Origin of the sequence: Pseudomonas sp. KUIN-1 (assembly GCF_009176725.1) — a bacterium.
Taxonomy (GTDB): domain Bacteria; phylum Pseudomonadota; class Gammaproteobacteria; order Pseudomonadales; family Pseudomonadaceae; genus Aquipseudomonas; species Aquipseudomonas fragariae.
The window spans coordinates 1,810,420-1,836,254 of sequence record NZ_AP020337.1 but is presented as its reverse complement, the minus strand read 5'-3'; the positions used below and the strand labels follow the sequence as shown (position 1 = coordinate 1,836,254).

At 60.5% G+C, this 25,835-nt stretch carries 22 protein-coding genes; 2 read left to right on the top strand and 20 right to left on the bottom strand.

All coding sequences use genetic code 11. The annotated features are described in order from the left end of the window. Positions 1-7: 7 nt before the first annotated feature. The 15 genes from KUIN1_RS08835 to KUIN1_RS08760 all read right to left on the bottom strand — a co-directional run bounded on the left by KUIN1_RS08835 (position 8) and on the right by KUIN1_RS08760 (position 15,156). Positions 8-1,363 (bottom strand): DUF1329 domain-containing protein, encoded by a 1,356-nt coding sequence (locus KUIN1_RS08835; RefSeq protein ID WP_011267182.1) that lies wholly within the window; start codon positions 1,361-1,363, stop codon positions 8-10. Positions 1,364-1,879: 516 nt separating this feature from the next. Further along, positions 1,880-3,037, bottom strand: a complete 1,158-nt coding sequence (locus KUIN1_RS08830; RefSeq protein ID WP_003406507.1) for a glutathionylspermidine synthase family protein — start codon at positions 3,035-3,037, stop codon at positions 1,880-1,882. An 11-nt stretch (positions 3,038-3,048) separates the two neighbouring features. Beyond that, positions 3,049-3,795: a DUF1190 domain-containing protein gene (locus tag KUIN1_RS08825; RefSeq protein WP_011267181.1), complete on the bottom strand. Its 747-nt coding sequence runs from the start codon at positions 3,793-3,795 to the stop codon at positions 3,049-3,051. Between the two features lie 27 nt (positions 3,796-3,822). Next, complete coding sequence (locus KUIN1_RS08820; protein WP_011267180.1) at positions 3,823-4,248, bottom strand: DUF350 domain-containing protein; 426 nt, start codon at positions 4,246-4,248, stop codon at positions 3,823-3,825. Positions 4,249-4,261: 13 nt separating this feature from the next. After that, positions 4,262-4,927, bottom strand: a complete 666-nt coding sequence (locus KUIN1_RS08815) for a DUF2491 family protein (RefSeq protein WP_003406502.1) — start codon at positions 4,925-4,927, stop codon at positions 4,262-4,264. Positions 4,928-5,011: 84 nt separating this feature from the next. Further along, positions 5,012-5,566, bottom strand: a complete 555-nt coding sequence (locus KUIN1_RS08810; protein WP_003406500.1) for a rhomboid family intramembrane serine protease — start codon at positions 5,564-5,566, stop codon at positions 5,012-5,014. Between the two features lie 30 nt (positions 5,567-5,596). Continuing rightward, a complete protein-coding gene (locus KUIN1_RS08805; RefSeq protein ID WP_003406498.1) occupies positions 5,597-6,304 on the bottom strand; it encodes a PspA/IM30 family protein in 708 nt (235 codons plus the stop codon). Between the two features lie 26 nt (positions 6,305-6,330). Further along, a complete protein-coding gene (locus KUIN1_RS08800; RefSeq protein ID WP_011267178.1) occupies positions 6,331-6,984 on the bottom strand; it encodes a YjfI family protein in 654 nt (217 codons plus the stop codon). A gap of 437 nt (positions 6,985-7,421) precedes the next feature. Beyond that, entirely contained in the window at positions 7,422-10,088 is a 2,667-nt protein-coding gene (gene pepN / locus KUIN1_RS08790) for an aminopeptidase N (protein ID WP_152091941.1), read from the bottom strand. A 12-nt stretch (positions 10,089-10,100) separates the two neighbouring features. Then, entirely contained in the window at positions 10,101-10,934 is an 834-nt protein-coding gene (locus KUIN1_RS08785) for a DUF2797 domain-containing protein (protein WP_004414155.1), read from the bottom strand. Next, positions 10,931-11,191 (bottom strand): YeaC family protein, encoded by a 261-nt coding sequence (locus KUIN1_RS08780; protein ID WP_002554502.1) that lies wholly within the window; start codon positions 11,189-11,191, stop codon positions 10,931-10,933. The genes KUIN1_RS08785 and KUIN1_RS08780 overlap by 4 nt, the downstream gene beginning before the upstream one ends. A 28-nt stretch (positions 11,192-11,219) precedes the next feature. Then, the gene (locus KUIN1_RS08775; RefSeq protein ID WP_003406491.1) at positions 11,220-12,092 is read right to left on the bottom strand and encodes a rhomboid family intramembrane serine protease; all 873 of its coding nucleotides are present in this window, start codon (positions 12,090-12,092) and stop codon (positions 11,220-11,222) included. Positions 12,093-12,094: 2 nt separating this feature from the next. Then, a complete protein-coding gene (locus KUIN1_RS08770) occupies positions 12,095-13,060 on the bottom strand; it encodes a metallophosphoesterase (protein WP_024651738.1) in 966 nt (321 codons plus the stop codon). After that, positions 13,060-13,950, bottom strand: a complete 891-nt coding sequence (locus KUIN1_RS08765; RefSeq protein WP_003409651.1) for an NAD(+) kinase — start codon at positions 13,948-13,950, stop codon at positions 13,060-13,062. The genes KUIN1_RS08770 and KUIN1_RS08765 overlap by 1 nt, the downstream gene beginning before the upstream one ends. Positions 13,951-14,091: 141 nt before the next feature. Continuing rightward, a complete protein-coding gene (locus tag KUIN1_RS08760) occupies positions 14,092-15,156 on the bottom strand; it encodes a GGDEF domain-containing protein (RefSeq protein ID WP_024641250.1) in 1,065 nt (354 codons plus the stop codon). A 371-nt stretch (positions 15,157-15,527) separates the two neighbouring features. Here KUIN1_RS08760 and KUIN1_RS08755 point away from each other — a divergent pair, with 371 nt between their 5' ends. Further along, positions 15,528-16,511 carry a DUF1853 family protein gene (locus KUIN1_RS08755; protein WP_011267174.1) on the top strand — a complete coding sequence of 328 codons (984 nt, stop codon included), beginning with the start codon at positions 15,528-15,530 and terminating at the stop codon, positions 16,509-16,511. On the opposite strand, the gene KUIN1_RS08750 is transcribed toward KUIN1_RS08755, so the two are convergent. From KUIN1_RS08750 to KUIN1_RS08720, 5 genes are all read right to left on the bottom strand, one after another. Further along, positions 16,477-17,757 (bottom strand): arsenic transporter, encoded by a 1,281-nt coding sequence (locus KUIN1_RS08750; protein ID WP_003406481.1) that lies wholly within the window; start codon positions 17,755-17,757, stop codon positions 16,477-16,479. The two genes, KUIN1_RS08755 and KUIN1_RS08750, sit on opposite strands and share 35 nt — an antisense overlap. Beyond that, the gene (locus KUIN1_RS08745; protein ID WP_003406479.1) at positions 17,757-18,965 is read right to left on the bottom strand and encodes an MFS transporter; all 1,209 of its coding nucleotides are present in this window, start codon (positions 18,963-18,965) and stop codon (positions 17,757-17,759) included. The genes KUIN1_RS08750 and KUIN1_RS08745 overlap by 1 nt, the downstream gene beginning before the upstream one ends. Before the next feature lie 975 nt (positions 18,966-19,940). Beyond that, positions 19,941-21,278: an MFS transporter gene (locus KUIN1_RS08730; protein WP_011267168.1), complete on the bottom strand. Its 1,338-nt coding sequence runs from the start codon at positions 21,276-21,278 to the stop codon at positions 19,941-19,943. Positions 21,279-21,425: 147 nt separating this feature from the next. Then, on the bottom strand, positions 21,426-22,370 hold the full coding sequence (locus tag KUIN1_RS08725; protein ID WP_152091940.1) for a 1-aminocyclopropane-1-carboxylate deaminase/D-cysteine desulfhydrase: 945 nt from the start codon (positions 22,368-22,370) through the stop codon (positions 21,426-21,428). Between the two features lie 84 nt (positions 22,371-22,454). After that, positions 22,455-24,494: an NADPH-dependent 2,4-dienoyl-CoA reductase gene (locus tag KUIN1_RS08720; protein WP_103713494.1), complete on the bottom strand. Its 2,040-nt coding sequence runs from the start codon at positions 24,492-24,494 to the stop codon at positions 22,455-22,457. Positions 24,495-24,701: 207 nt separating this feature from the next. Between KUIN1_RS08720 and KUIN1_RS08715 the strand changes: the two genes are divergently transcribed. Further along, positions 24,702-25,835, top strand: a complete 1,134-nt coding sequence (locus KUIN1_RS08715; protein WP_011267165.1) for a carbon-nitrogen hydrolase family protein — start codon at positions 24,702-24,704, stop codon at positions 25,833-25,835.

The following is a 25,835-nucleotide window of genomic DNA, read 5'->3' as shown; positions in this document are numbered from 1 at the left end:
ACGCCGGTCAGCGAATGCTCCTGCGCCGCAAGGCCGCTGGTTTGAAGGCGTTCACGCTGGGTACCGGCTGAGAGAAGTCACTGGTGCCAGGCTCCTGATTGTCGAGGTTCTGCACGTGATAACGCCGCGCCTGCAAGTCATGGAAAACGTCCAGTGCGGACCAGGTGGTCGGCAGTTCGTAATAGTTCTTCAGGTACGCCATGGAGACGCGCCACAACTGCCCCCGAGCGTCGTACTGATCGACGATTGCAGCCTGCCAACTGTCCTCGTCCAGGTACAGCGTGCGTCTTGAATAGACATGACGCGCGGTCGGTTTGAGCGTGCCCTCCACCACCCATACGCGATGCAGCTCATGGCGCGTATAGGCCGGGTTAAGATGCCCTACCTGCAATAATTGGCGATAGGTAATGTCAGGACTGGAAATCCGGTAGTTGTTGTAGGGAATATAGACCTCGCGTTTGCCCAGTAACCTCCAGTCGTAACGATCCGGCGAGCCATTGAACATGTCGGTGTCGTCGGCCGTGCGCAAGCCTTCAGAGGCCGGGATCGGCATGTCGTAAGCCAGACTCGGCGCGCGGCGTACCCGACGCTGCCGCGCACTGTAGGTCCACGCCTGCCGCGGCTCCTGGATCTGGTCCAGTGTTTCGTGGACCAGCACGGCAGAACCGGCCATGCGCGTCGGGCACTGGATAAACGACAGGTAATAGAACAGCACGTTATCCAGACTGGCAAAGCTGCCCGCAGGATCATAGAAACGAAACAGCACTTCCTGACGCGAAGTGTTCAGTTTGAAACTGCCGTCGCGCTGTATGGCAACTTCCGAAGTACGTCGCACCGCATAATGGCCGCGATACCGTGCAATGTGGTTCCACACGGCCTGAATGCCCTTTTCCGGAAGCGGAAATGGAATGCCGCCGTAGGCATCGACAAAACCGTTGCCGCCGCCGATCAACCGGGCTTTCTGCGCATTGCGGCGGGTGTTGTCGTAGACCCATTGCGGCGCCGATCCGGAACGTCGCGTGGGGTATACCGGCATCCGGTAGCTGTCGGGGTAGGTGTCGAACATCGCTACCTGCCCAGGCGTCAGGCGCGTGCGGTAGTGCTGCATATTGGCGTGAGTAATGGTGAACAGGGGTTTGTCAGCGGAATACGGATCGACATGCCGAGTGCCCGAGCCTTTGTACCCGGGCGGGGGCCGGGTGATTCCGCCTGTCCAGGGTGGAATGGTCCCCGTGGCATTACCTGCCATCTCGCCTCCCAGTGGGGTCAAACGACTCCCGAGCAACGTGGCATCCACTGCCTGGCAGGTGTCGATCGCGAACAGCAGCGTCAGCGCGCCGCCCAGCCGAAGTTTCATGAGCATGTGGGCTCTCCTTGCATGGCCACGTCGGGACGCGTGTCTGGCGTCCAGGCCGGGAATAGTTCCGTGTAAACGGCAGGTTGTAAGGGCGACACGGTTATTGACGTTCGGCCAATAACCGTTTGTTTAACAGGCAAACCGAATTGCCCACGTATTCTTACCGCGAACAGGTTATCTATCGGGAATATGTCTGTAGGAAACTTCACAGAACAAGAAGAATCGACAACGCGCTGTTAAACACCAATGAAGCAGGCACCCGGAATAGCCCACAGTAATGCAACGTGAATGCCAACAGGCGATAAAGAACAGATCACACCTTATATAAGGTACAGATCTGAAACGTCGTGCCCCCGCGTTATGACCAGGATTAAAAACAACAACATCGTCTGTTTGATTGTCAGACAGCACACTCATAAAACCACTTATTATCGCTGCTTGATGGCGGGTATATGAACGTGTGGTAACAACAAGAGTGTTACTTGCTTCAAGCCAGTAACACCGGGTGATGACAGGCAGGGCTCAGTCGATGACGACGTGTGGCAGGAAGCGGCTGGTGTCCTTGGTGATCAGGCTGTCGTCTTCACGAATGCCGATCCCGGACGCAAGATCGCCGATGACCCAGGAGCCGATCAGCGTGTAGCTGTCGCCGAATCGCGGAAGCGGCGAGTACGCCTGCAGAATGTAGGGCGCATCGGTGTAGGGCCCATCGACCGAGATCACCTGATCGCCAGGCGTGCGCATTTCGATATTGGCGCCCTCACGGGAAAAGTACGGTTTGCGTACCCAGCCTTTGGGGACCGCTTTGTTCGCGTCCTGGTCGACATGCGCGGGCAGCAGGTTCGGATGGCCTTCGTTGAACTGCCACAACAACGGCAGAATACCCTTGTTGCTGAGAATCGCCTTCCACGCCGGTTCGACAAACTGAGTGCCGCTCGCTGACACGTGCTGACCGAATTCCTCGTGAAAGATATGCTCCCACGCGTGCAGCTTGAACAAGCGCTCGATCCAGCGCCCGTCCAGATCGACAAAACGCCCGTCAGCGCCGAGCCCGATGTCTTCGATATCGATATGCCTCGCATCGATGCCGACGTGTGCCGCCATACGCCGCAGAAAATCGGTGGTGCCCCGGTCTTCGATGGAACCGGACATCGCCGAGAAGTAGAACGGAGTCGTACCGGGAAACTCGGCAAAGGCCCGAACCAGATCCTCGGCAATCGAGTTGAACTGGGTGGCATGCGCAGGCAGCACGCCGCGCGCCATCTGCTCTTCCAGCCAGAGCAGTTGCACCGCCCCGGCTTCCATCAGACTGGTCGGCGTATCGGCATTGATTTCGTACATCTTTGCCGGGCCCGTGCCGTCGTAGGCAAAATCGAAGCGTCCGTACAGATGCGGATGTCCCTCCTTCCATGAGCTCTGGATCAGGTCGAAGAAAGCTTCCGGGATCGCCAGTTGATGGAGCAGCGCTTCGCTGTCCACCACTCGCGCCACGGCATCCATGCACATCTGGTGAAGCTCCTGGGTGGGCGCTTCAAGATCGCGGGTAATCTGCTGTTCGCTGAACAGGTAATACCCGCGCTCGTCCCAGTAACGCTCGCCATCGATGGTGTGAAAGTTGAACCCTTCACGCTCGGCGGTGGTGCGCCAGTCCGGACGTTCCTCGATGCTGATCTTTTTCATGCCGCGAACCGTCAGCCTCCGAAACTGCTGCTGCCACTGCTGCTCTTGCCGCCCCAGCCACTGCGTGCCGAGGCCTGGCTGCCGAAGCCGCCGCGCGAGATGGTCGATGACACCGAAGACGAGCCGGAACCCGAGCTGCCCAGGTTGCGCCCCAGGGTGCTCTTGCCGTAGCTGCGATCCGGGCTGGATTGCGCCTGGGTCGAGCGCCCGAAGGTCTTGCCGCGATCGATCTGACTCGGCAGGGACGAGCTGTAATAACCGCCCCGGTCATCGCGCGTCTGGTAAATGGGCTGCGAGTAATAGCGGTTATTGCCGAAGCCGTTGCTGAGCAGATTGCCGATCAGCAGGCCGGCCATCAGGCCGGTGGTGCCGCTCATGCCCGACGGAGCAGACTGGGTGACTTCCTGATTGGCGCGGTCCAGCGCCTCTTTCGGCACTTGCCCGGAAAAGCCCAGTTCGAAGCCGCCGAGTTTAGGCATGTACTTGCCGTCAGAGGTGACCTGGCAATAATCCGGGACGAAGTCCGCGTCGCAGGACGCCTTGTCATCATAGGTCGGCGCAATGCGGCGATGGTCGGACAGCGCCTGCATGTAGGCATCCGAACAGATATTCACCGGCACCTTGGCATCGACGCATTCCTGCACCGAACTGAAGTTGGCCTTGGCGTTGACGGTGTCCTTTTTCTCGGACGGACCGCAACCGGCAAGGGCCAGCGGCAGCGCACCGGCGAGTACCAGTTTTACTGAACTACGTCTCATCGTGAGTCTCCTTGTTCAAGGCTGCCGTCAGACCGACGGGGTCATGCAGGCCGCGTTGAGAAGACCGACGCTGATCGCGACGCTGGCCGAATAGATGGCCGCCGCCATTTCACCCTTGGCGATACGCGTCGACAGGCCCTTGAGCACCAGGCTGGTAGCGCCGAACGCCAGCAGTTGCACGACGGCGGCGATCACTGCCCAGACGACCACGTCCAGAATGCTGATGCTGTAGCTGATAATGTTACTGGCCGGCAGCGCGAAACCGATCAGCGAGCCACCGAGGGCAACTGCCGCTGCGCTGTTATTCTCGCGAATCAGCGCAAATTCCTTGTGCGGCGTGATCCGGCTGTAGATGAACTGGAACAGCGCGAACAGAATCGCCGCCACCAGGATGTACATGACGAAGCCGAATACAGCAGTGGCATTGAGCGACATACGCAGCGCGTCGATCATGAGGATTTCCTTGTCAAAGAACGTTGATATCAGTGGATTGCAGCGTTATGCCGACCGCCGTGGTGAGCGTGATGCTGCCCTCCTCGTCTTCCTCTACGGAAAACAGCAGAAACTCACGGCGGTTGATCAGTCCTGTTTCGCGGGCGTACAGCATGCTCAGGTGCTTGACACGATAAGTCGCGTCAGGACTGACGATGTTTTCATCGAGTGGCGTCAGCTCGGTCTGGCCGGGTGAAGTCCCCCATTGCCGCTCGAAGACCTCGCCATCGTGCTCGTAGGTCGGCAGGCCGATCTTCGACGACGGGCCGGTCAGGCGCAGCAACTCATCCTTGCTGGTGATCGGCTCGGCGCCGTAGTAGCCGAACAGGATGATGTCCTGTACGTCTTCCGGGTTGGGGCCAGTGCTGACCACTTGCAGAAAATAGTCCTCGTTATCGAGGTAGAAACGATGCAGCGCCATGGACTGGCCGAGATCGATATGCCCCACGGACCAGACCTTTTCATCGCCCGGAACGACCACTTCCGAGTGACCGTCGAGCAACAGTTTCAGCGAACTGTCCAGGCACAGCATCCGTCCGGAGGCCAGCCCCAGCGGACTGACCGTGCTGACCGGTTGTGTGCCGTCCCGGCCTGATGCCTTGGGGGCTTCCAGGCCCATGGCCCGTTTGAACCAACTCATAATCCGTTTCCTTGCAGTGACGGGTGACGATATATAACGCTCTTCAAGCGCAACAGGCGCACTGCCTGCAAGCGCGAGACTGACTCATTTCTGCGCCAGCAATGCCCTGGAATGCATCAGCCAGGCCACACAAACGCCTGCAAGTGCACCCGCGATATGTGATTCGAACGACACACCGGCCACCGGAACGAAGCCGAACACCAGCCCGCTGTAAGCGGCCAGCACCAGCAGCGCGATCAGCACACTGGCGATACTGCGCTGATACCACGCCCGCGCCAGCAGATAAGCCCACAAACCAAAAATCAGACCACTTGCGCCGACATGAATATTGCTGCGACCGAAGCTCCAGACCAGCAGTCCGCCCAGCAGGCAAACCAGCCCGGCGACCCATGCATAACGCCTGACACCCTCGGTCGCCACCAGCCAGCTCAGCACAATGAACGGCAACAGATTGCTGAGCAAGTGCTGAATCGACCCGTGCAAAAAGGGGGCAAACACAATGCCGCGCAACCCGGTGAGGCTGCGCGGCATGATACCGAACTGCAGCAGACTGTTGCTGGTCATCGAGTTGAATGCCTGTACCGCAATCAACACGGCCGACAGGACGAGGATGACCTTGAGTCGTCGGGAAAACGCCATGCACCACCCTCGCCTGCCTTGTTGCAGCGCTTACTGAGCCGGCGTCTGACTTTTGGCTTTCAGGCGCGCCAGTACATCTTGCGCACCGCCGCTTTTAGCACCGATTCCGGCATCCTGCAGACGACGCTCCAGATCGCTGCCGCTGGACTGGGTGGCCAGTTCTTCAGCTGCTTCGAGCTTGGCGTCCTGTTCATCCTGGCGCTGCTTGAGACGTGCCAGCGAGCCGACTGCGGTTTCGACGGCGCCACTGGCACCACCGGTTGCAGTAGCCGTTGCAACGCGGGCCTTTTGCACGGTTTCACGGGCCTTGGCCATCTCGACCTGCTGCTTGAGGCTCTTGATTCGCGATTCGGCCTTGATCACCTGATCCTGCAGCAGGTTGACCTGCTTGCTGAACTGGTCGGCCAGTTCCTGCTCCTGATCACGCAGGGCTTCGATTTCGGCGATCTTGTTCGCGCATTCTACGGCCAGGGCTTCTTCACCCTTGTTCAGGGCCTGCATGGCGCGGCCTTCCCAGTTGGCAATGCTGGTAGCGTGCTCTTCAAGACGCTGTGCCGAAAGTTTGTGCTTGGCCTTGATGGTGATCAGCCCGTCGCGGGCCTTGACCAGCGCGTTCTCGGCGTCGCGGATTTCCTGGTCCAGAATGCGGATGGCATTGGCGTCGGCAATCGACTCGCCCACTTCGGAAGCGCCGCCACGAACAGCGGTCACCAGTTTTTTCCAGATACTTGTAGTCATGAATGTTCTCCGCCTGACAGCGCTGTTCAGTAGATGAAATGATCTTCAAAAGCATCGGCCGCACGGATCACGTTGTCCGCGAGGGTGAGAATTTCCTGCACCACGACCGTGAGCGACGATGCCGCGCTCAATGCGCCGAACAGGCAGTAGACTTCCTGACCGCCGCCCAGCTTTTCGATGCCGACCGACGACAGCGGAAACAGGTCGCGGCTGCGCAGGACAACGTCGTTGAACGCTTGCACGTTCTTGATCTTGTTCACTTCGATCAAGGTCGCGTCGGCGAGAATCTGCTCGCCTTCTACGGCGATGTAGATCGGCAGGTCGCCGTAGTCAGCCATGGTCAGCCTGATCCCCGAGGCATCGCCCTCGGTCACGTCGAGCTCGATCTTGCCGTTCGTCACCAGTTCCAGTTCGCTGAGTGCCTTCTGCAGAGAGCTGATGGTCCAGTGGGTATTCTCGGTCATGAAGTCCTCCAGTTTTATTCTGTCGCCCAAAAAGGGCTGTCTTAAGGCTTTTTCGATACCCCGCAGGGCATCGACATTTTCCGGCCGGATCCAGAATTCGCGCTTCACCAGCCCCGCCTCCTTGAGCCGCTGACGCATTTCACGCATGTAATCGGTGGAACTCTTGGAAACCTTGGCCGGGACCGCTGCGTTATCGCCCTGGGTTTTACGAGGCATTGGCGCTTCCCCTTGCTGCTGGCCGTGAATCAGGTAAGCAACGTAGCAGATGCATTCAAGGATAGATACACATCACATGTGAGATTTTTTGCGGGAGAGGATATCGTCATCTTGCTTCTGTCCGAAGGGCGTAGGAGCGAACTTGTTCGCGAAGACGGTAGCTCAGACAATGCATTTTCGGAGAACACCTGCTCTTTCGCGAACAAGTTCGCTCCTACGGCCTACGGCCAGAATCAAAAGCGGATTTGTGTATAACGATTAGCACTCCGCGTGGCAGCGCATTTCGTGACGCAGAGCGTCACCCAATGCATGCCAACGCGGAGCATTGGCACGATCGTCAAAACCCGCATGGCGACGCACACTTCGCATAAAAAAGCGCTGTCCGCAGCAGCGGACAGCGCCTTTGTCACAAGTGCCTGTCAGGCACCGGACAACCCTCATTCAGCCAGGCTTTTGCTCACCACTTCATACACGTCCGCAGACAGTTTGCCGGAGGCGAGAATGCGTTCCAGCTCGGCTTTCATCCGCGCCTGACGGGCGCTGTCGTATTTGCGCCAGCGGGTCAGTGGTGCCAATTGACGAGAAGCGATCTGCGGGTTCAGCGCGTTCAGCTCGATCACCAGGTCTGCCAGGAAGCGATAGCCGGAGCCATCTGCCGCGTGGAAGTTGACCAGGTTCTGCCCGGCGAAGGCACCAATCAAGGCACGCACCTTGTTCGGATTCTTGATGCTGAAGGCTGGGTGCTTCATGAGTTCCTGAACACGCTGCAGGCCGCCCGGCAACGTGCTCGCCGCCTGAACGCTGAACCACTGATCCATGACCAGCGCATTGCTCTTGAAGTTCTCGGCAAACACGTCGAGCGCCTTGTCGCGCTCGGCAGTGAACGGCGAATTGACCAGCACGGCCAGCGCGGTGAGGCGCTCGGTCATGTTGTCGCTGGTGTCGAACTGGTCGATAGTGGCTGCCAGTACCTCCGGCTTGCCGCTGAGCATCAGGTACGACAGCGCGATGTTCTGCAGGGCACGACGGGCGAAGTGCGCGGCTTCGGCCACATAAGGCGTGACCTTCGACACTTCGCGGTTGGCCTGATAGCGCGCCAGCAGCCCATCGAACAGCCCCTCTGCGAGCTGCTGACGGGCAAATTCGCGAGCGGCGTGAATCGCATCGACATCGGCCACTTCGCTGATTTCGGTCAGATAAGCCTCGCCCGGCAACGACAGCATTTCTGCGACCATCGCCTGATCCAGGCCATCATCCGCCAGCACGGTGCCCAGCGCAGTGATCAGGCGCTGATCCATGAGCAGCGCCTGACCTTGCTGATGCTGGCCGATCAGTTCCTGCAATACCTGAACCGACAACTGCTGACCGGCATCCCAGCGATTGAAGCCGTCGCTGTCGTGCTGCATCAGGAACATCAGTTGATCGCGGTCATACGGGAAGCTCAGCTTGACCGGTGCAGAGAAGCCGCGCAGCAGCGAAGGCAGCGGCTTTTCGGCGATATCGACGAAGGTGAAGGTCTGTTCGGCTTCGGTAACCGACAACACTCGCGTAGTGCCGGTCGCCGCCGTCTCATTCGCCAGACGCAGGGCAATCTCGCCACCCTTGCTGTCCAGCAGCCCCAGTTCGACCGGGATCACGAACGGTTGCTTCTGATCGCCAGGCTGGCCTGGTGTGGTCGGGCAGCTCTGGCGGAAGGTCAGGCTGTAGGTCTTGGCCGCAGCGTCGTACGATTCGCTGACCGCCAGACGCGGCGTACCCGCCTGGCTGTACCAGCGTTTGAACTGAGTCAGATCGACGCCATTGGCGTCTTCCATGGCCTTGATGAAGTCATCGCAGGTCACGGCCTGGCCGTCGTGGCGCTCGAAATACAGATCGCTGCCCTTGCGGAAGCCTTCAGCCCCCAGCAGGGTGTGAAGCATGCCGACCACTTCCGAGCCCTTTTCGTACACGGTCAGGGTGTAGAAGTTGGAGATTTCGATAAAGCTGTCCGGGCGCACAGCGTGAGCCATCGGCCCCGCATCTTCGGCGAACTGGTGAGTACGCAGATAGGCAACGTCCTGGATACGCTTGACCGTGGCCGAGTTCATGTCGGCCGAGAAACCGGCGTCGCGGTACACCGTGAAGCCTTCCTTGAGCGACAGCTGGAACCAGTCACGGCAGGTCACGCGGTTGCCCGACCAGTTGTGGAAGTATTCGTGGGCGACGATCGCTTCGACACGCTGGTGTGCGGCATCGGTCGCCGTCTCGGCACGCGCCAGCACGGCACTGGAGTTGAAGATGTTGAGGCCCTTGTTTTCCATCGCCCCCATGTTGAAGTCGTTGACCGCGACAATCATGAAGATGTCCAGGTCGTACTCGCGACCGTAGGTCTCTTCGTCCCAGCGCATGGACTTCTTCAGGCTGGTCATGGCGTGCTGGCACTTGTCGATGTTTTCCGGCTCGACGTAGATACGCAGGGTCACGTTCCGCTCATTCATAGTGGTGAACGTGTCTTCGATACACCACAGATCGCCGGCCACCAGCGCAAACAGGTAGGCCGGTTTCATGAACGGATCTTCCCACGTCGCCCAGTGCCGGCCATCCTCTTCTTCGCCGCTGGCCACCGGGTTGCCGTTAGACAGCAGGATCGGGAAGCCCTGCTTGTCGGCGCTGACGGTGGTGGTGAACTTGCTCATCACGTCAGGACGGTCGAGGTAATAGGTGATCTTGCGGAAGCCTTCGGCCTCGCACTGGGTGCAGAACATGCCGCTGGACTTGTACAGCCCTTCCAGTGCGGTGTTGGATTCCGGATGGATGCGCACGGTGCTGTCGACCGTAAAGCTGTCAGCCTGCGGGTGCAGGGTCAGGTGGTCGTCGGTCAGCTGATAATCGGCAGCGCCAAGCTCCACATCGCTCAGCTTGACCGAGATCAGTTCCAGATTCTGGCCGTCGAGCACCAGCGCTGGCAGGCCTGCGCCACGCTCTGGGTTGCGGCGCATGACCAGCTGCGCGTGGACCAGCGAGTGGTCGTCGAACAGTTCGAAGGTCAGGTTCGTCTCATCGATGAGGTACTCGGGAGCCTGGTAATCCTTCAGGTAGATCATTTTCGGTTGTTCGGTGCGCATGCTGGAATCCTTCTACTGATGCACGGCCAACTGATAGGCCGTGTACTTGCGAATATTGATCACGCCCGTGTCGAAAATCAGGTATTGGCCCTTGATCCCCAGCAGCGTGCCTTCGGCAATCGGGTTCTTGTCCAGATTGAAGCTGACAATCTTGGTCGGATACGCCTCGACCGGGTAACGAAACTCGACAGGCTCGGCGTCATGTAGCAATTGGATGGCCTGCAGCCCGAATCGTTCTTGCAATCCCAGCAGCCCTGCGCCGCAACTGTCGAACAGCTCCTGGCGAATGGCCTTGAGGTCAACGGGTTGAGCGTCGCCCTTGAGCAAGGCACGCCAGTTGGTACGATCGGCCACCTGGCTGCGCAGCAGATCTTCGACGAAGCCGGACTGCTGACGGGTTGCCACGCGCAGGATCGGCAGTGCCTGGCTTGCGCCCTGGTCCAGCCAGCGGGTCGGCAACTGCGTGGAGCGGGTAATGCCGACCTTCACGCCTGATGAGTTGGCCAGGTAGACGATGTGATCGGTCATGCAGAACTGCTCGCCCCACGCCGGATCACGGCAGGTGCCCTGATCGTGATGGCATTTCTCCGGGCTCATGATGCACAGGTCGCACTGCGCCAGCTTGAGCATGCACGGGTAGCAGTAACCCTGGCTGTAACTGGACTTGGTCTTGCGCCCGCAATGACTGCAATGAATGGCGCCGAGAAACTCCAGACGCAGCGTCTTGCCGATCAGCGGGTTGACCGCGATCTCGGTGTCGCCCAGGCGAAAAGCGTATTGCACACACGACGTGTCATCCTGACGCGCCGACATTTTGTTGACTGCTCCGCGACCAATTTCGATCAATGAATTGCATCCGATTTGAACAGGATATTGGGCACCGGGGCCGATTTGGAGGCGCATTCCTGCGGCCCCATGTAGCCGGTGCGCTGGTCTTCCGGCAGGTTCTGCACTTCCCAGGCGATCAGCGCCTGCAGGGACAGCTCACGTTGTTCCTGAGTGAGCTTGCGACCGTCGGACCATTTGCCGATTTCCACAGCCAGTTTCAGGCTCTCGTAGATATCCGGGGTGATGTTTTCGATCATTTCTATAAAAGACGACATGGCGCACTCCAGAAAATAGCGGGTAATTCTAGGCCTTGCGGCGCGCAATCGCACCACCCAGCAGCCCGGTGACACAACCGATGATCAGCCCGCCGACATGCGCACCGTTGGCGATTTCGCCGAAGCCGAGCATGCTCACCAGACCGGACAGGCACAGCGCCAGCCAGACCAGCATCATGATCAACACGCCGCGCGGCAGGCGGTAGACCGGGTTGGGCGCCAGCATCTGGAAAATCCAGCAATGCCCGAGCAGGCCATACAGCACGCCGGACAGTCCGCCAAACAGGCTTGGGCCGCTGAACAGGTATTGCACGTAATTTGAAACCGACGAGAACAGCAGGGTCAGCAACAGCAGCGACAGGCTGCCCTGACGAATTTCAATCCGCCGCCCCAGCTCCCAGAACCACATGCCATTCATGGCCAGGTGCAGGATGCCGAAGTGGATCAGCATGGGCGAGATGATCCGCCACCACTGCCCGGACGCCAGGTTTTCGGACAACGGCAGAAACGTTGCGTACTCGCCATTGATGCGGAAATCCTGAAAGGTCAGCCAGCGGACGGCTTCGAGGTTATCGCCCAGCAGCGTCAGCCCCGCCACCAGCAAGGTGACCAGCAACACCAGGGCCGTCACCGGACTGCTGCGTAACTGCTCGATAAGGCCGGGCGGCTTGTAGGTGGCGCTTCCGCTGTCCTGCGCCAGTTGAACGTGCTCGTCGCCTTCGGGAAAGCGCGTGTACAACTCGCGCACTTCTTCGACCAGTCGCGGCGCGTCCGGCACCCACAGGACTTGCTCGCCAGCCTCTTCACTGACCCGGTGAGGAATCTGCAAGCGCAGCAACAGCCTGACAAAACCGCTCAGGTCGGTGGTCAGCGGCAAACGCAGGACAGCTACAGGACTCATTATCAAACCTCGGGACGCTGCACGTCGACCCAGACGAATTTGTCCGGATCGATCTGTGTTTCCTGGTCAAGCCGATAGGCGACCAGTTTGCCGTAGAGCACGGCGCTGTAATCCAGACAGGCCAGGTTCGGCCGGATAGGCGCAGGGATGCCGCTGCGCCAGTAATGACCGACAAACAGCAGCGGCTCATTGATGCCATACCGCAGCAAGGCGTTCTTTTCCGACGTGGTCAATGGCGTCTTGGCAACCCCTTCGGGCAAGGCGTCCGGCTGAAAGACCACGTCGCCGTAAGTCTGCGGATCATCCTCCCAGAACTTGGTGCGGAAGAATTCGCGGGTCAGGCCATCACCGCCAGTCAGGGTCAGGCCGTACGGCAGGCGCATGTCGGTGCCACGCAGCAGACGATTGAAGACATTGCTGGCGAAGCTGCCGGGCACTGCCGATGCCTGGACGAAATGCTTGTCGATACACCCCGTACCATGCAGGCCACGCAGCGGATCGATCAGGGTCGCATCCCAGCAGGCGTGCACCACCCTGAAGCGACCGGCATCGAGGTACAGCGGTAACTCGTAGAACCAGTTGACGAACTCGCTCCACTCATCCGGATATTGCTCGAACTGCGCCAGGGTCTCGCCGATCAGCCGCGCATGACGCGGGGTGTGCTCGCGCACGAACTGATGACCGCTTTCGGACAGGGCCGGTGTCACCCAGCCCAGCGCGTTGAACTCATGGTTGCCCATGATGCACAACGCCTGACCGGCCTGGACCATGTCGCGCACGATGTGCAGCGATTCGCGGATACGCGGGCCGCGGTCGATGATGTCGCCGAGGAAAATGACGATGCGCTCGGGATGGCGCCACACGCCAGCCTGCAGACGGTAACCGAGAAGCTCCAGCAAGTGCTCGAGGGTATGGGCACACCCGTGCACGTCACCGATCAGATCATAGCCACGCGCCGGATCGAGCATTAATCGCCCCCGCCGCCGAGCTTGCTGCCCCAGCCGAGCTTGGTGCGGCAGACCTCGTAATAGTTGTGATCCAACGGATGGATCAGACGCAGTTTCTGCGGCTTCTTGCTGACCGTAATGGTGTCACCCGGCGCGCAGGTGAAGTGATTCTGACCGTCACACGACACTTGCGGGTAAATGGTCATGTCCTTGGACACCACGATTTTCAGCTCGCTGTTGCCATCGACCACGATGGGCCGCCCCGACAAGGTATGCGGGTACATCGGCACGATGACGATGGCGTCGAGCTTGGGGTGCATGATCGGCCCGCCTGCCGACAGCGCGTAGGCGGTCGAACCGGTCGGTGTGGCGACGATCAGGCCGTCGGCCTTCTGACTGCACACGAACTGACCGTCGATGTAGATCTCGAACTCGATCATGCGCGTGGACTTGCCGGGGTGCAGCACCACGTCGTTGAGCGCATCGCCCTGACCAATGGCCTCGCCGTGGCGACGCACTTCGGCCTGGAGCAGAAAGCGGTTTTCCACCAGGTAATGCCCGTCGAGCACTTCGGCGCATTTGACCTCCAGCTCGTCGGGGCGGATGTCGGTCAGAAAGCCCAGGCTGCCACGGTTGATGCCCAGCACCGGAACGTTATGCCGGGCCAGTGCCCGCGCCGCGCCCAGCAGGCTGCCGTCGCCGCCGACCACAATGACCATGTCGCAGACCTCGCCGAGCATCTTGCGCGATGAGGTCTGCAGGCCATGACCGGGCAGGACCTCGGCGATCGTTTCTTCGAGAATGACGTGCAGGTGGCGGTCCAGCAGGAATCTCTTGAGTCGGCGAACGGTCTCGAGCACCTGAACACTGCCCAGGCGACCGATGATGCCGATATTGCGAAATTGCTCCATGAGGCTCCTGCTGCGGGTTCGATACGACTTTAAAAACGTGATTATGGGCGAAAGGGCCTGACAGCAGCAAACCGGGGTTAAAAAAGGGTTTCGCGGACCTTGCAACAGGGTACGGGCGGCGCGATGAAGTCCGATGGCCGCCTATCGTGTCAGGGCGCGGGTTTTGTCGCATTCCACACTCCCGTGCGCCTGCTGGCCGCCTATCTGCGCACCTCGCCAGAATGCCCGGTCCTTGCCGCCCCGCTTGGCCTGATACAAATTGATGTCGGCGGTCTTGAGCACTGCCGAGCTGTCCGCTGCCGCAGGGATGTCGGCCAGCCCGGCACTGCAGGTCAGCGGGCTGACAGCGAGGGATTTTCTGATGCACTCCAACAGGTCCAGCACATAATCCCGAGCGTCGTCTTCACTGCACATTGGCAGGATCACGCCGAACTCCTCTCCGCCCATGCGTCCGAAGGCGAGACTGCCCACGGTCTTTTGCAGGCAGCCAGCCATCACCCGAAGCGCCTGATCACCGGCGTCGTGGCCGAATTGATCATTGATGGTTTTGAAGTCATCAATGTCGAGCATCAGAAAATAACCCGCGGAATTATTCAGCACATGATTATCCAGTGCCTGCATCAGTGCACGGCGATTCAATATAGCGGTCAGGTCATCGGTCATCGACAATTCGCGAAACTGATGCTCCAGACTCAATACCGTACGAAGTGTGCGCGTGTAAGTATGATTCAGCACACTGCCCAGACTGACCGACGTGATAAAGAACAGTGTCATGAACAGCGTCGCGACACTGTCGGTATCGATCCCCTGAGCGGGAGAAAGAATACACCAGGCGAGTACCGCCACCAGCAGATAATCCCGGGTATACACCACTAACAATGTCGAACACAGAATAATCATTACGGCGACCGAGAGTGACCAGTTGATGTCCGTTCCGGTGCGTAAATGGCCCGCCCTTGAAAAGCACAGTGCCACAATGATCACGAAGGCCATGCCCATACATCGCCAGACCCGGAAGTCGACTGCGCGATATTGCCAGGCGCACGCGCCCAGCAGGCCAAGGGTCAGCAGTACTTCCAGCAGACCGAATTGCAGATACGGCGTGACCGACAGAACAACCAGCCAACAAACGATGGCAATACATTGCACACGTGCAATGGCGGGTGAGAGCAGTTGTTTTATCCGGGTCTGCATGTCACCGTTCATAGAAAACTCCAGGCATCCGATTTGCCGAGTCGAATATCCACCGCATGAAGACCACCTATATAAAGCAGCCCACGAGTCGACCGACTGATTGAATGACATTCACCACACGGTGACCACCATTGAGACACACCGGCCAATGAACATCCTTGACTGGCGCCTGAACTGTTTGACGCCAACAATATACTGGATATGAATGACAGTGTGCACAAAGAGAAGGCGCCTGATAATTCTCAATAACCTTTTTATATTCGATGATCATCCTGTCGCACATCGTACGTCATACGTTGTCGTCGAAAGCAAAAACACCGGCGTGCATATGCTGTTTGCCCAACACGCTGTTTGTGGGCGGCGACTCACGCTATCCTCGACACATGACTCTATTCCCCGACCTGATCGATCTCCCCCGCCAATTGCGGCATTCCGAAGTGCGCGACCTCGCCTGGGTGATCCTCGCGCCGCCCATGCTTGAAACCGCGCCCTGGCCGCAGCGCCACCCACTGGCGGGCAGCGACTGGGTAAAAGCGCCACAGCAACTGGCGGACTTTCTCTGGCAACTGGACCGCGACAGCCGCCCGCTCGAAGACTGGCTGGCGCAGGCCACCACACGAAGACTGGGCCGCTATTACGAACGGCTCTGGCAATTCGCCCTGCAGCATGCGCCGGGGGTGGAGATAATCGCCGCCAACCTGCCGATCAGGCTTGGCAGCCAGACCCTGGGCGAGCTGGACATGCTGCTGCGCGATGGTGAAGGCGTGCACCACGTCGAACTGGCGATCAAGCTCTACCTGGGGCCGCAGGACGGCGATGGTAGCGACCCGGCGCACTGGCTGGGGCCTGGCTGTCAGGACCGGCTGGACCGCAAGCTGACGCATCTGAGCCAGCATCAGTTGCCGATGTCGGCACGCCCGGAAAGCCGGGCGACGCTGGCAGCGCTGGGGGTCGAAGCGTTCACTGCGCGGTTGTGGCTGGGCGGCTACCTGTTGTATCCGTGGCCAGGCTCATGCCAGTCCCCTGCCGGCGTTCATCCGCAGCACCTCAAGGGTCGCTGGCTACATCAACGTGACTGGAAGTCGTTCCTGGCGCAAAGCCAACCGGGACGTTGGCAGCCCCTGCCGCGCCATGCCTGGCTGGCGCCGGCACTCTATAACGAGGCATGGAGCGATCAACAGTTGCACGAATGGCTGAGTGAACTCGACCCGCTGGCCCCGGCGCAGCTATTGGTGCGCCTCAGGGAGAATGCCGAGGGCCACTGGGAAGAAGCCGAACGGCTGTTTCTGGTGTCGGACATGTGGCCGAACCTCGCCGATACCAGTCATCCGCTCAACTCAACCGCAATGCCAGCGCAGCCAGTGTGACCAGCAGGACAGGCACGGTCAGCACGATACCGACCTTGAAGTAGTAGCCCCAGCTGATAGTGATGCCCTTGCGCTCCAGCACATGCAGCCAGAGCAGCGTGGCCAGACTCCCGATGGGGGTGATTTTCGGGCCGAGGTCACTGCCGATCACGTTGGCGTAGATCATCGCTTCCTGGATGGCGCCGCTGGCATGACTCGCGTCGATGGACAGCAGCCCGATGAGTACCGTGGGCATGTTGTTCATGATCGAAGACAGGAACGCGGTCATCACGCCGGTGCCCATCGCCGCGCCCCAGATGCCATAGCCCGCGAACCAGTCCAGCAGATTGGCCAGGTAATCGGTCAGCCCGGCGTTACGCAGGCCATAGACCACCAGGTACATACCCAGCGAAAAGACCACGATGTGCCACGGTGCTTCTTTCATCACCTTGCGCGTCTTGATCGTATGCCCTTTGGCGGCGATGCCCAGCAGCAACACTGCGCACACCGACGAGATCGCACTGATCGGGATGCCCAGCGGCTCAAGGGCAAAACAGCCCACCAGCAGAATCACCAGCACCGCCCAACCGGCCAGAAACGTGGCGCGGTCATGGATAACCGTTTCCGGCTTGTCCAGCTGCTCGGGCTCGAACTCGGCGGGAATATCCCGACGGAAGTACCACATCAGCACGGCCAGGGTGGCGGCGACACTGGCCAGATTCACCGGCACCATGACGGCTGCGTAACGGTTGAAACCGATCTTGAAGTAATCCGCCGACACGATGTTCACCAGGTTCGAGACCACCAGCGGCAGGCTGGCCGTATCGGCGATGAAACCGGCCGCCATGACGAACGCCAGCGTCGACGCAGGCGAGAAACGCAACGCCAGCATCATGGCAATGACGATCGGGGTGAGGATCAGCACCGCGCCATCGTTGGCGAACAAGGCGGACACCAGCGCACCGAACAGCACGAACAGGGCAAACAAACGGCGCCCGTTGCCCTTGCCCCAGCGCGCCACATGCAGCGCTGCCCAGGCGAAGAAACCGGCCTCATCGAGCAACAGCGTGATGATGATCAGCGAAATGAACGTCGCCGTGGCATTCCAGATGATGCCCCACACCACAGCGATGTCACTGACGTGCACGACGCCTGTCAGCAACGCCAGAATTGCCCCCAATACGGCACTCCAGCCTACGCCAAGGCCCTTGGGTTGCCAGATGACCAGCGTGATGGTGAACAGGAAAATCAGCGTTGCTATCAGCATTATTTGGTCCGAGGCAGAAGAATCGCGAGGATGCCGAGCAGCGGCAGGTACGAGCACAGCGTGTAGACGAACAGGATGCCGTGGCTGTCAGCCAGATAGCCGAGCAAGGCAGCGCCGATGCCGCCGAAGCCGAACATCAGGCCGAAGAACAGCCCGGCGATCATGCCCACGTTGCCAGGCACCAGCTCCTGGGCGTAGACCACGATGGCGGAAAACGCCGAGGCCAGGACGAAGCCAATGATCACACTGAGTACGCTGGTCCAGAACAGATCGGCATAGGGCAGCGCCAGGGTGAACGGCGCGGCACCAAGAATCGAGAACCAGATCACCGCCTTGCGGCCAATGCGGTCACCGATCGGCCCGCCGAAAAAGGTCCCCGCCGCCACGGCGCCCAGAAACAGGAACAGGTGCAACTGCGAGCTGGCGACCGACAGGCCAAATTTCTCGATCAGGTAGAAGGTGAAATAGCTGGTCAGGCTGGTCATGTAGAAGAACTTGGAAAACACCAGGAACGCCAGCACTGCCAACGAGGCGATCACGCGTTTTCTGGACAGGCCATGAGTGGCTGCCTGACCGGCCTTGAGCTTGAACAGGTTGAGGTGCGCGCGATACCAGCGGCTGATCGCATACAGCAGCCCCAGCGAGAACAACGCAAATAGCCCGATCCAGGCGACATTGCCCTGGCCGAACGGGATGATGATCGCCGCCGCCAGCAACGGTCCGAATGCCGTGCCTGTGTTGCCACCGACCTGAAAGGTCGATTGCGCGAGCCCGTAACGACCACCGGAGGCCAGCCGCGCGATACGCGAGGCTTCCGGGTGGAACGTTGACGAGCCGATGCCGATCAGCGCGGCGGCCAGCAGGATCAAGGGGAAGCTGCCGACCATCGACATCATGACGATGCCGATCAGCGTGCAGATCGATCCGACGGGCAGTACCAGCGGGTTGGGATGGCGGTCAGTGTAATAACCGACCCAGGGCTGCAGCAGCGAGGCTGTGATCTGAAATGTCAGGGTAATCAGGCCGATCTGGGTGAAGCTCAGGTCGTAGCTGGCCTTGAGCATCGGGTAGATCGACGGGAGGATGGCTTGAATCAGGTCGTTGACCAGGTGCGCGAGGGCAACAGCACCGATGATGCGCATCACCAGCGGGCTGGCTTGAGGGGTGGTCGAGGCCTTCGCCGTCGCGGGCGGAGCACTGGTCGCCATGGTATTTATCCGTAAAAGGGTTCGCGGGCCGCCCGGTACGAATGATTACAAGATGTGTCACGCGTACCGGGGCGCGCCAATGTGCCATTTTTCGGGGCGACTGTGCCACGTTTTGTTGCATTTTTGCTGACGGAAATGCCTTTCGTGACGCTCTGCGTCACACGGCGGTTCTGCGACATCAGCTGGATTGAGGTTCGGCTCAGATTCTCGTTCCCACGCTCCGCGTGGTAATGCCTTTCGTGACGCTCTGCGTCACACAGCGGTTCTGCGACATCAGCTGGATTGGCGTTCGATTCAGATTCTCGTTCCCACGCTCCAGCGTGGGAATGCAGTTCGTGACGCTCTGCGTCACACGGCGGTTCTGCGACATCAGGCGGATTGGGGTTCGACTCAGATTCTCGTTCCCACGCTCCAGCGTGGGAATGCAGTTCGTGACGCTCTGCGTCACACGGCGGTTCTGCGACATCAGGCGGATTGGGGTTCGACTCAGATTCTCGTTCCCACGCTCCGCGTGGTAATGCCTTTCGTGACGCTCTGCGTCACACAGCAGTTCTGCGACATCAGGTGGATTGACGTTCGGCTCAGGTCACCTTTTCGCCCCTCGGCGACCTACTTTGATGGGGCCAAAGTAGGCAAACCCCCTCGCTCCGGTTTCCGGCCCGACTTCGTCGGGTTCCTTCGCCCTGTCACTGATCCGGGGGTCGCCGCAACGCGCCATCCATGGCGCGGTGCGGCTAGCCTGGCGTCCTGCCAGGCTACCCCCGGATCAGCGCCAGGACTCAGCCGTCACTAACGTCGCACTCTGCGTCGTCAGTGACATCGCGGTTGAAAAGCGCTTTTGCGCCAGTGGCTGCGGGTAAGGCATGAGATTGTTTTGACTATCGTTCCAACGCTCCGCGTGGGAATGCAGTTCGTGACGCTCTGCGTCACACAGCGCTCTGCGATGCGAGCCATGTTCGTTTCCGGCCTCTGCCCTCAGGCAATTGACCCCACCACCGGTTCCTCGCCTGTAACAGGTACATCATGCAACGATATTTTCGAGGTTTCCGGCAGGGCCATGCCGCCGGCCATTGCCAGTGCTGCCACGGCGATGAGGTAGAACGCGGGCGACAGGTTGCTGCCGGTCATGCTGATCAGCCAGGTTGCCATCAGCGGCGCGGTGCCGCCGAACAGGGTGTAGGCCATGTTGTAGGTGATCGCCGAGGCGGTGTAGCGGGTACGGGTGGGAAAGGTTTCCGACAGCAGTGCGGCTGTTACCACGCCACACAGCACTGCGCCCACGGCGAGCAGCATGACGCCGATGATCGAGGCGATGAACGAGCCGGAGCTGGCCATCAGGAATGATGGAACCACCACGACCATCAACAGAATGCAGGCCGTTGCCATGGTGACCCGGCGCCCTACCCGATCCGAATAGGCACCGGCCAGTGGGCAGAGGGCGGCGGCGAAGGCCAGCGCGATCAACGAGACCAGCAGCGCCGTTGCCCTGCTCAGTCCACCGGCCACTTGCAGGTAGGTCGCGAAGTAGGTGGTGAACATGTAGAACGACAACGCCGTCAGTGACACGAATGCGCCCAGACAGCACATCGCCGCGGCGTGATGGCGCAAGGTATCCTTGAGCGGCGAGTGAGCCACGGCGTGTTCTTGAGCAACCGCCTGAAACGCCGGGGTTTCATCGAGCTTCCAGCGCAGGTACAGCCCGACCAGCCCCAGCGGCGCAGCAATCAGAAACGGCAGACGCCAGCCCCAGTTGCCCATGGCCTCGGTCGACAGCAACGACTCAAGCGCGTAGGCCACTACTGCTGCGGCAGCGAATGCGGAGAACGTCGAGACCGGAACGAAGCTGCCGTACCAGGCACGTTGCGTGCGCGGCGCGTGCTCCATGAGGTACGCGCAGGCACCGGCATACTCGCCGCCGGCCGAGAAACCCTGCGCACAGCGAATGATGGTCAGCAGCACCGGTGCCATCACACCGATCGCGGCATAGGTCGGCAACAGGCCGATCAGTGTGGTGGCGCCGGCCATCAGCAGGATGGTCATGGCCAGGGTTTTCTTGCGCCCGATCCGGTCACCCAGCATGCCGAAGAAAATCCCGCCCAGCGGTCTGAATGCAAAGGCCACGGCGAACACGGCAAAGGTTTTCAACAACGCTGCACTGCTGTCGCCGCTGGGGAAAAACTGCAGCGCGATCGTCGTCGCCAGAAATCCATAGACGGCAAAATCGAACCACTCGACGAAGTTGCCGATGGCCGCAGCGACGATGACTTTTTTCAGCGTGGCAGGGTCGACTTGCTCTACGGTAGTAGTGGTCATGGCGGGCCTCGGCGTGTTGATCTGGAATGGATCGATTATCGAGACAGCGACCCGGATGCCCCTCTCCAGAAGTGTCATCCACGTAGTCAGGGCCGACGTCTCGCATCGTTCTGCGCAGAATTCATGCCAAAGGCTCTGCCACGTGGCTTACAGGCCCATCGCACGCCGCCCCTGAAGGCCGCCGGTGTGGACGAAGACCAGCCGGGTGCCGGGCGCGAAACGACCGGCCAGCACTTCATCATGCAGGGCCAGCAACGCCTTGCCGGTGTACAGCGGCTCCAGAGGTACACCGCTCTGTGCCTCGCTGTCGGCAATGAAACCGAGCAGCGCCGCGTCGGTTCTGGCGAAACCGCCGCGGCTGGCATCGAGCAGAATACAAGTGGGTGGCAGGCGCGGCGCGACATCGGTTTGCGCACCGGCCGCCTCATTCAGCACCGCGATGATGTTTTGCGCGACCCCGTGATCCTCGGGCACAGCCATCGCCCCATACACCGGCCGGGCGCCCGCCTCTGCCAACAGCAAGCCGACCAGCGTGGTGCCGGTGCCTGCCGCCAACCACCATCCGTGGTAATCGTCCCAGCCCAGGTGCCCGAGCTGCTCGTCGAGCATTGCCCGCAACCGACCGCAACCCAATGCACCGGCAAGCCCGCCACCGCCTTCGGCAATCGGATAAAGACCGGGATAGCGGGCCTGCCACGGCGACCAGAAGCCCGCAGCATGCCGCTCACGATAGCCGGCATAACCCAGCCAGTGCAGTTGCATGCCGAAAGCCTGCAGATCGAGCACCGTCGGCGTCTGCTGGGCATAACCGCGCAACAGGCCGACCGTCGGGAAACCGAAGCGTTTGCCTGCAGCGGCCAGGGCATGCAGATGATTGGAATGTGCGCCGCCGAGGCTGATCAACCCCTCGGCACCCGAATCAACAGCCAGACTGAGGTGCTCGCTGAGCTTGAACCATTTGTTACCGCTGATCAGCGCGTCGATAAGGTCCAGGCGCAGGATCGCAACCTCGACCCCGGCGTCTTGCAGCCAGGGCAGGTTCAAGCGTTCCAGGGGAGCAGTGGGTTGCCAGCCGAGGGCGTCGAGCATCATGCGCCGCAGTTTACAGACAAGCCGTTTCAGGGTCTTCGCCGGTCAGCAGGCTGCGTTGCAAAACCCTTGATCAGGCATTGTCTGTCACAGGGTTGCGGCCAGCCGTGAGCCCTGGTCGATGGCCCGCTTGGCGTCCAGCTCTGCGGCAACATCCGCGCCGCCAATCAGGTGCACGCTTTGCCCGGCGTTGAGCAGATCGTCATACAGCTCACGCAGCGGGTCCTGCCCGGCACAGATCACTACGTTATCCACCGCCAGCAGCTTTTCCTCGCCGTCTTCGCCGATGCGAATATGCAGCCCTGCATCGTCGATTTTCAGGTACTGAACGGCATTGAGCATCTGCACCTGTTTGTTCTTGAGCCCCGTGCGGTGAATCCAGCCGGTGGTTTTGCCCAGGCCGTCGCCCACCTTGGAGCTCTTGCGCTGCAACAGAAACACCTGACGTGCCGGCGCGTGGACTTCGGGTTTGACCCCGGCGACACCACCGCGAGCCTGCAACGTCGTGTCGATGCCCCACTCTTTCCAGAAAGCCTCGCGATCCAGACTGGTGGCCACGCCCTGATGCACGAGAAATTCCGACACATCGAAACCGATACCACCCGCGCCTATCACCGCCACGCGGCGCCCGACCGGCTTGCGCTGCAATATGACGTCCAGATAGCTCAACACCATAGGGTTATCGATGCCGGGGATGGCCGGTGTGCGCGGCGCGATGCCGGTCGCCAGAATCACCTCGTCAAAGCCTGCGTCCAGCAGGTCTGCAGCCTTTACCCGATTGCCAAGACGTAACTGAACACCCGTCTCCTGCACTTTGTTGCGGAAGTAACGCAGCGTTTCGGCGAACTCCTCCTTGCCCGGCACGCGCTTGGCGATATTGAACTGGCCGCCGATTTCGCTGGCCGAATCGAACAGCGTCACCTCATGCCCGCGCTGTGCGGCGACGGTCGCCGCGGCCAGACCGGCAGGCCCGGCACCCACTACGGCAATTTTCCTGATCTGCAGGGTGGGCAGGTAATTGAGCTCGGTCTCGTGGCAGGCACGCGGATTGACCAGACAGCTGGTCAGCTTGCCGCCGAAGGTGTGGTCGAGGCAGGCCTGGTTGCAGCCGATGCAGGTGTTGATGCGTTCGGCATGGCCCGCAGCGGCCTTGTTGACGAACTCGGGATCGGCCAGAAACGGACGAGCCATCGAGACCATGTCCGCATCACCTTCGCTGAGAATGCGCTCGGCAACTTCCGGGGTATTGATCCGGTTGGTGGTAATCAGCGGGATGCTAACCGAGCCGCGCAGTTTCGCAGTGACCTTACTGAATGCGGCGCGCGGCACCTTGGTGGCGATGGTCGGAATGCGCGCTTCATGCCAGCCGATGCCGGTGTTGATCAGGGTTGCACCGGCCTGCTCGACCGCCTTGGCCAGCTCGACGATTTCTTCCCAACTGCTGCCGCCTTCCACAAGATCGAGCATCGACAGGCGAAAGATGATGATGAACTGCGCCCCGACCGCCTCACGCACGCGCCTGACGATCTCGACCGCCAGGCGCATGCGGTTTTCATAGCTGCCGCCCCAACGGTCGGTCCGGTGGTTGGTATGCGCGGCCAGGAACTGATTGATGAAGTAGCCTTCCGAGCCCATGATTTCGACACCGTCATAACCGGCACTGCGGGCCAGTGTCGAGCAGGTCACGAAATCAGCGATCTGCTTTTCGATGCCCTCTTCATCCAGCTCTCGCGGCGTAAACGGGTTGATCGGCGCCTGAATGGCGCTAGGCGCGACCTGCTTGCGGCTGTAGGCGTAGCGACCGGCATGGAGGATCTGCAGGCAGATCTTGCCGCCAGCGTCGTGGACCGCCTGGGTCACGATACGATGGCGCTCCGCTTCTTTGGCGTTGGTGAGTTTTGCCGCGCCGTCATACACCCCGCCCTCTTCGTTGGGCGCGATGCCGCCGGTGACCATCAGCCCGACCCCGCCACGGGCGCGTTCGGCAAAATAGGTCGCCATGCGCTCGAAGCCGCCCGGCCGCTCTTCGAGACCGGTGTGCATCGAGCCCATCAGGGTGCGGTTGCGCAAGGTCGTGAAGCCCAGGTCCAGCGGGGCCAGCAGGTGCGGATAATGAGCAGCAGTCATGGCGAAGCTCCATCGAGTCAATCACGGAATAGCAAGGACCTCTGCGGGTCCTCTGGTTCATGGGCACCAGTAAAGACGCATCCCGCCACACACTCAATGACCGAAAGTGACAAGTTATTGATCCAAACGCGCAGTGGCACTTGGCAAGCGCCCGACGCAGCCCTACCCTAGGCGACAATTCCCCGATGGCCGTCATTCGATCTTTTTATGCGCAAATTCTTCGCCATCTGCCTGGTTCTGCTGAGCGTTGCCAGCCTCGTCAGCTACGCGATCTGGACCGATCAACGTCCGGCGGGTCACTACCTGTCCGATCTGCGCATTCGTCTGGCCATCAATGAAGGCCAGCCCGGTGAGCGCGGCAACCTGCTGGGGATCGAGCCCGAACTGTTTCCGACTGATTACCAGAACAGCGAGCGACTGCACCGCAAGCTCGCCGCTTATTTGCAACAGGCCCGTGACAAGGGGCTGATCAACCCACGCACGGTGGTGGTACTGCCGGAACATATCGGCACCTGGCTGTTCGCCAGTGGCGAGAAGGATCAGCTCTATCAAGCCACCACGCTGGATGACGCCATGGAATGGCTGTCGTGGAGCAATCCGTTGCAATTTATCACGGCGATCCTGGGGGCCGAAGGCAGGGACCGTCTGGATGACGCCCACCTGCGGATCAAGGCCCGATCGATGGCGCGGGACTATCAGACACTGTTTGGCGGCCTGGCCAGAGAGTTCGGCGTCACACTGGTGGCAGGCTCGATTGTGCTGCCCGATCCCAGCGTTGAAGATGGCCAACTGAAAGTCGGCAGTGGCGCCCTGTATAACAGCAGCCTGACGTTTGGCAGCAATGGCCTGCCGCTCGGCCAGCCGCAGCGTCAGTTGTACCCCGAGCGCTATCAGAAGCGTTATGTGCGCACGGCAAGCGACGCACCGTTGAATGTGATCGACACGCCTGCCGGGCGCCTGGGTGTGCTGATCGGCAGCGACAGCTGGTACCCGGATAATTACGCGCGCCTGAACCAGAACGGTGCGCAACTGATTGCGGTGCCGGCCTTCGTCATCGGCAAGGCCGCCTGGTCCGAACCGTGGCGCAAGCCAAGGCATACAGACATCGACGTGCCGACCGACACGCCTAGCGAGGGCGAAGCCTGGCATCACCTGACGTTGACCGGGCGTGCTCCGCAAAGTACTGCGCAAGCGGGGATCAGCGTGTTCATGCGCGGGCAGTTCTGGAATCAGGGCGTGGCCGGGCAAAGTTTTGCCAGCCACGCTGGGCAGACGATCGCCGAGCCGCAGCAGGAAAATGCTGCCGCTGGCGGTGCGCGCCTGATCAACCTCTGGCTTTGA

Coding starts and splice junctions, on each gene's coding strand:
- KUIN1_RS08835 (WP_011267182.1), bottom strand. CDS start 1,363: ATGCTCATGAAACTTCGGCTGGGCGGCGCGCTGACGCTGCTGTTCGCG.
- KUIN1_RS08830 (WP_003406507.1), bottom strand. CDS start 3,037: ATGAAAAAGATCAGCATCGAGGAACGTCCGGACTGGCGCACCACCGCC.
- KUIN1_RS08825 (WP_011267181.1), bottom strand. CDS start 3,795: ATGAGACGTAGTTCAGTAAAACTGGTACTCGCCGGTGCGCTGCCGCTG.
- KUIN1_RS08820 (WP_011267180.1), bottom strand. CDS start 4,248: ATGATCGACGCGCTGCGTATGTCGCTCAATGCCACTGCTGTATTCGGC.
- KUIN1_RS08815 (WP_003406502.1), bottom strand. CDS start 4,927: ATGAGTTGGTTCAAACGGGCCATGGGCCTGGAAGCCCCCAAGGCATCA.
- KUIN1_RS08810 (WP_003406500.1), bottom strand. CDS start 5,566: ATGGCGTTTTCCCGACGACTCAAGGTCATCCTCGTCCTGTCGGCCGTG.
- KUIN1_RS08805 (WP_003406498.1), bottom strand. CDS start 6,304: ATGACTACAAGTATCTGGAAAAAACTGGTGACCGCTGTTCGTGGCGGC.
- KUIN1_RS08800 (WP_011267178.1), bottom strand. CDS start 6,984: ATGCCTCGTAAAACCCAGGGCGATAACGCAGCGGTCCCGGCCAAGGTT.
- pepN (WP_152091941.1), bottom strand. CDS start 10,088: ATGCGCACCGAACAACCGAAAATGATCTACCTGAAGGATTACCAGGCT.
- KUIN1_RS08780 (WP_002554502.1), bottom strand. CDS start 11,191: ATGTCGTCTTTTATAGAAATGATCGAAAACATCACCCCGGATATCTAC.
- KUIN1_RS08775 (WP_003406491.1), bottom strand. CDS start 12,092: ATGAGTCCTGTAGCTGTCCTGCGTTTGCCGCTGACCACCGACCTGAGC.
- KUIN1_RS08770 (WP_024651738.1), bottom strand. CDS start 13,060: ATGCTCGATCCGGCGCGTGGCTATGATCTGATCGGTGACGTGCACGGG.
- KUIN1_RS08765 (WP_003409651.1), bottom strand. CDS start 13,950: ATGGAGCAATTTCGCAATATCGGCATCATCGGTCGCCTGGGCAGTGTT.
- KUIN1_RS08760 (WP_024641250.1), bottom strand. CDS start 15,156: ATGAACGGTGACATGCAGACCCGGATAAAACAACTGCTCTCACCCGCC.
- KUIN1_RS08755 (WP_011267174.1), top strand. CDS start 15,528: ATGACTCTATTCCCCGACCTGATCGATCTCCCCCGCCAATTGCGGCAT.
- KUIN1_RS08750 (WP_003406481.1), bottom strand. CDS start 17,757: ATGCTGATAGCAACGCTGATTTTCCTGTTCACCATCACGCTGGTCATC.
- KUIN1_RS08745 (WP_003406479.1), bottom strand. CDS start 18,965: ATGGCGACCAGTGCTCCGCCCGCGACGGCGAAGGCCTCGACCACCCCT.
- KUIN1_RS08730 (WP_011267168.1), bottom strand. CDS start 21,278: ATGACCACTACTACCGTAGAGCAAGTCGACCCTGCCACGCTGAAAAAA.
- KUIN1_RS08725 (WP_152091940.1), bottom strand. CDS start 22,370: ATGATGCTCGACGCCCTCGGCTGGCAACCCACTGCTCCCCTGGAACGC.
- KUIN1_RS08720 (WP_103713494.1), bottom strand. CDS start 24,494: ATGACTGCTGCTCATTATCCGCACCTGCTGGCCCCGCTGGACCTGGGC.
- KUIN1_RS08715 (WP_011267165.1), top strand. CDS start 24,702: ATGCGCAAATTCTTCGCCATCTGCCTGGTTCTGCTGAGCGTTGCCAGC.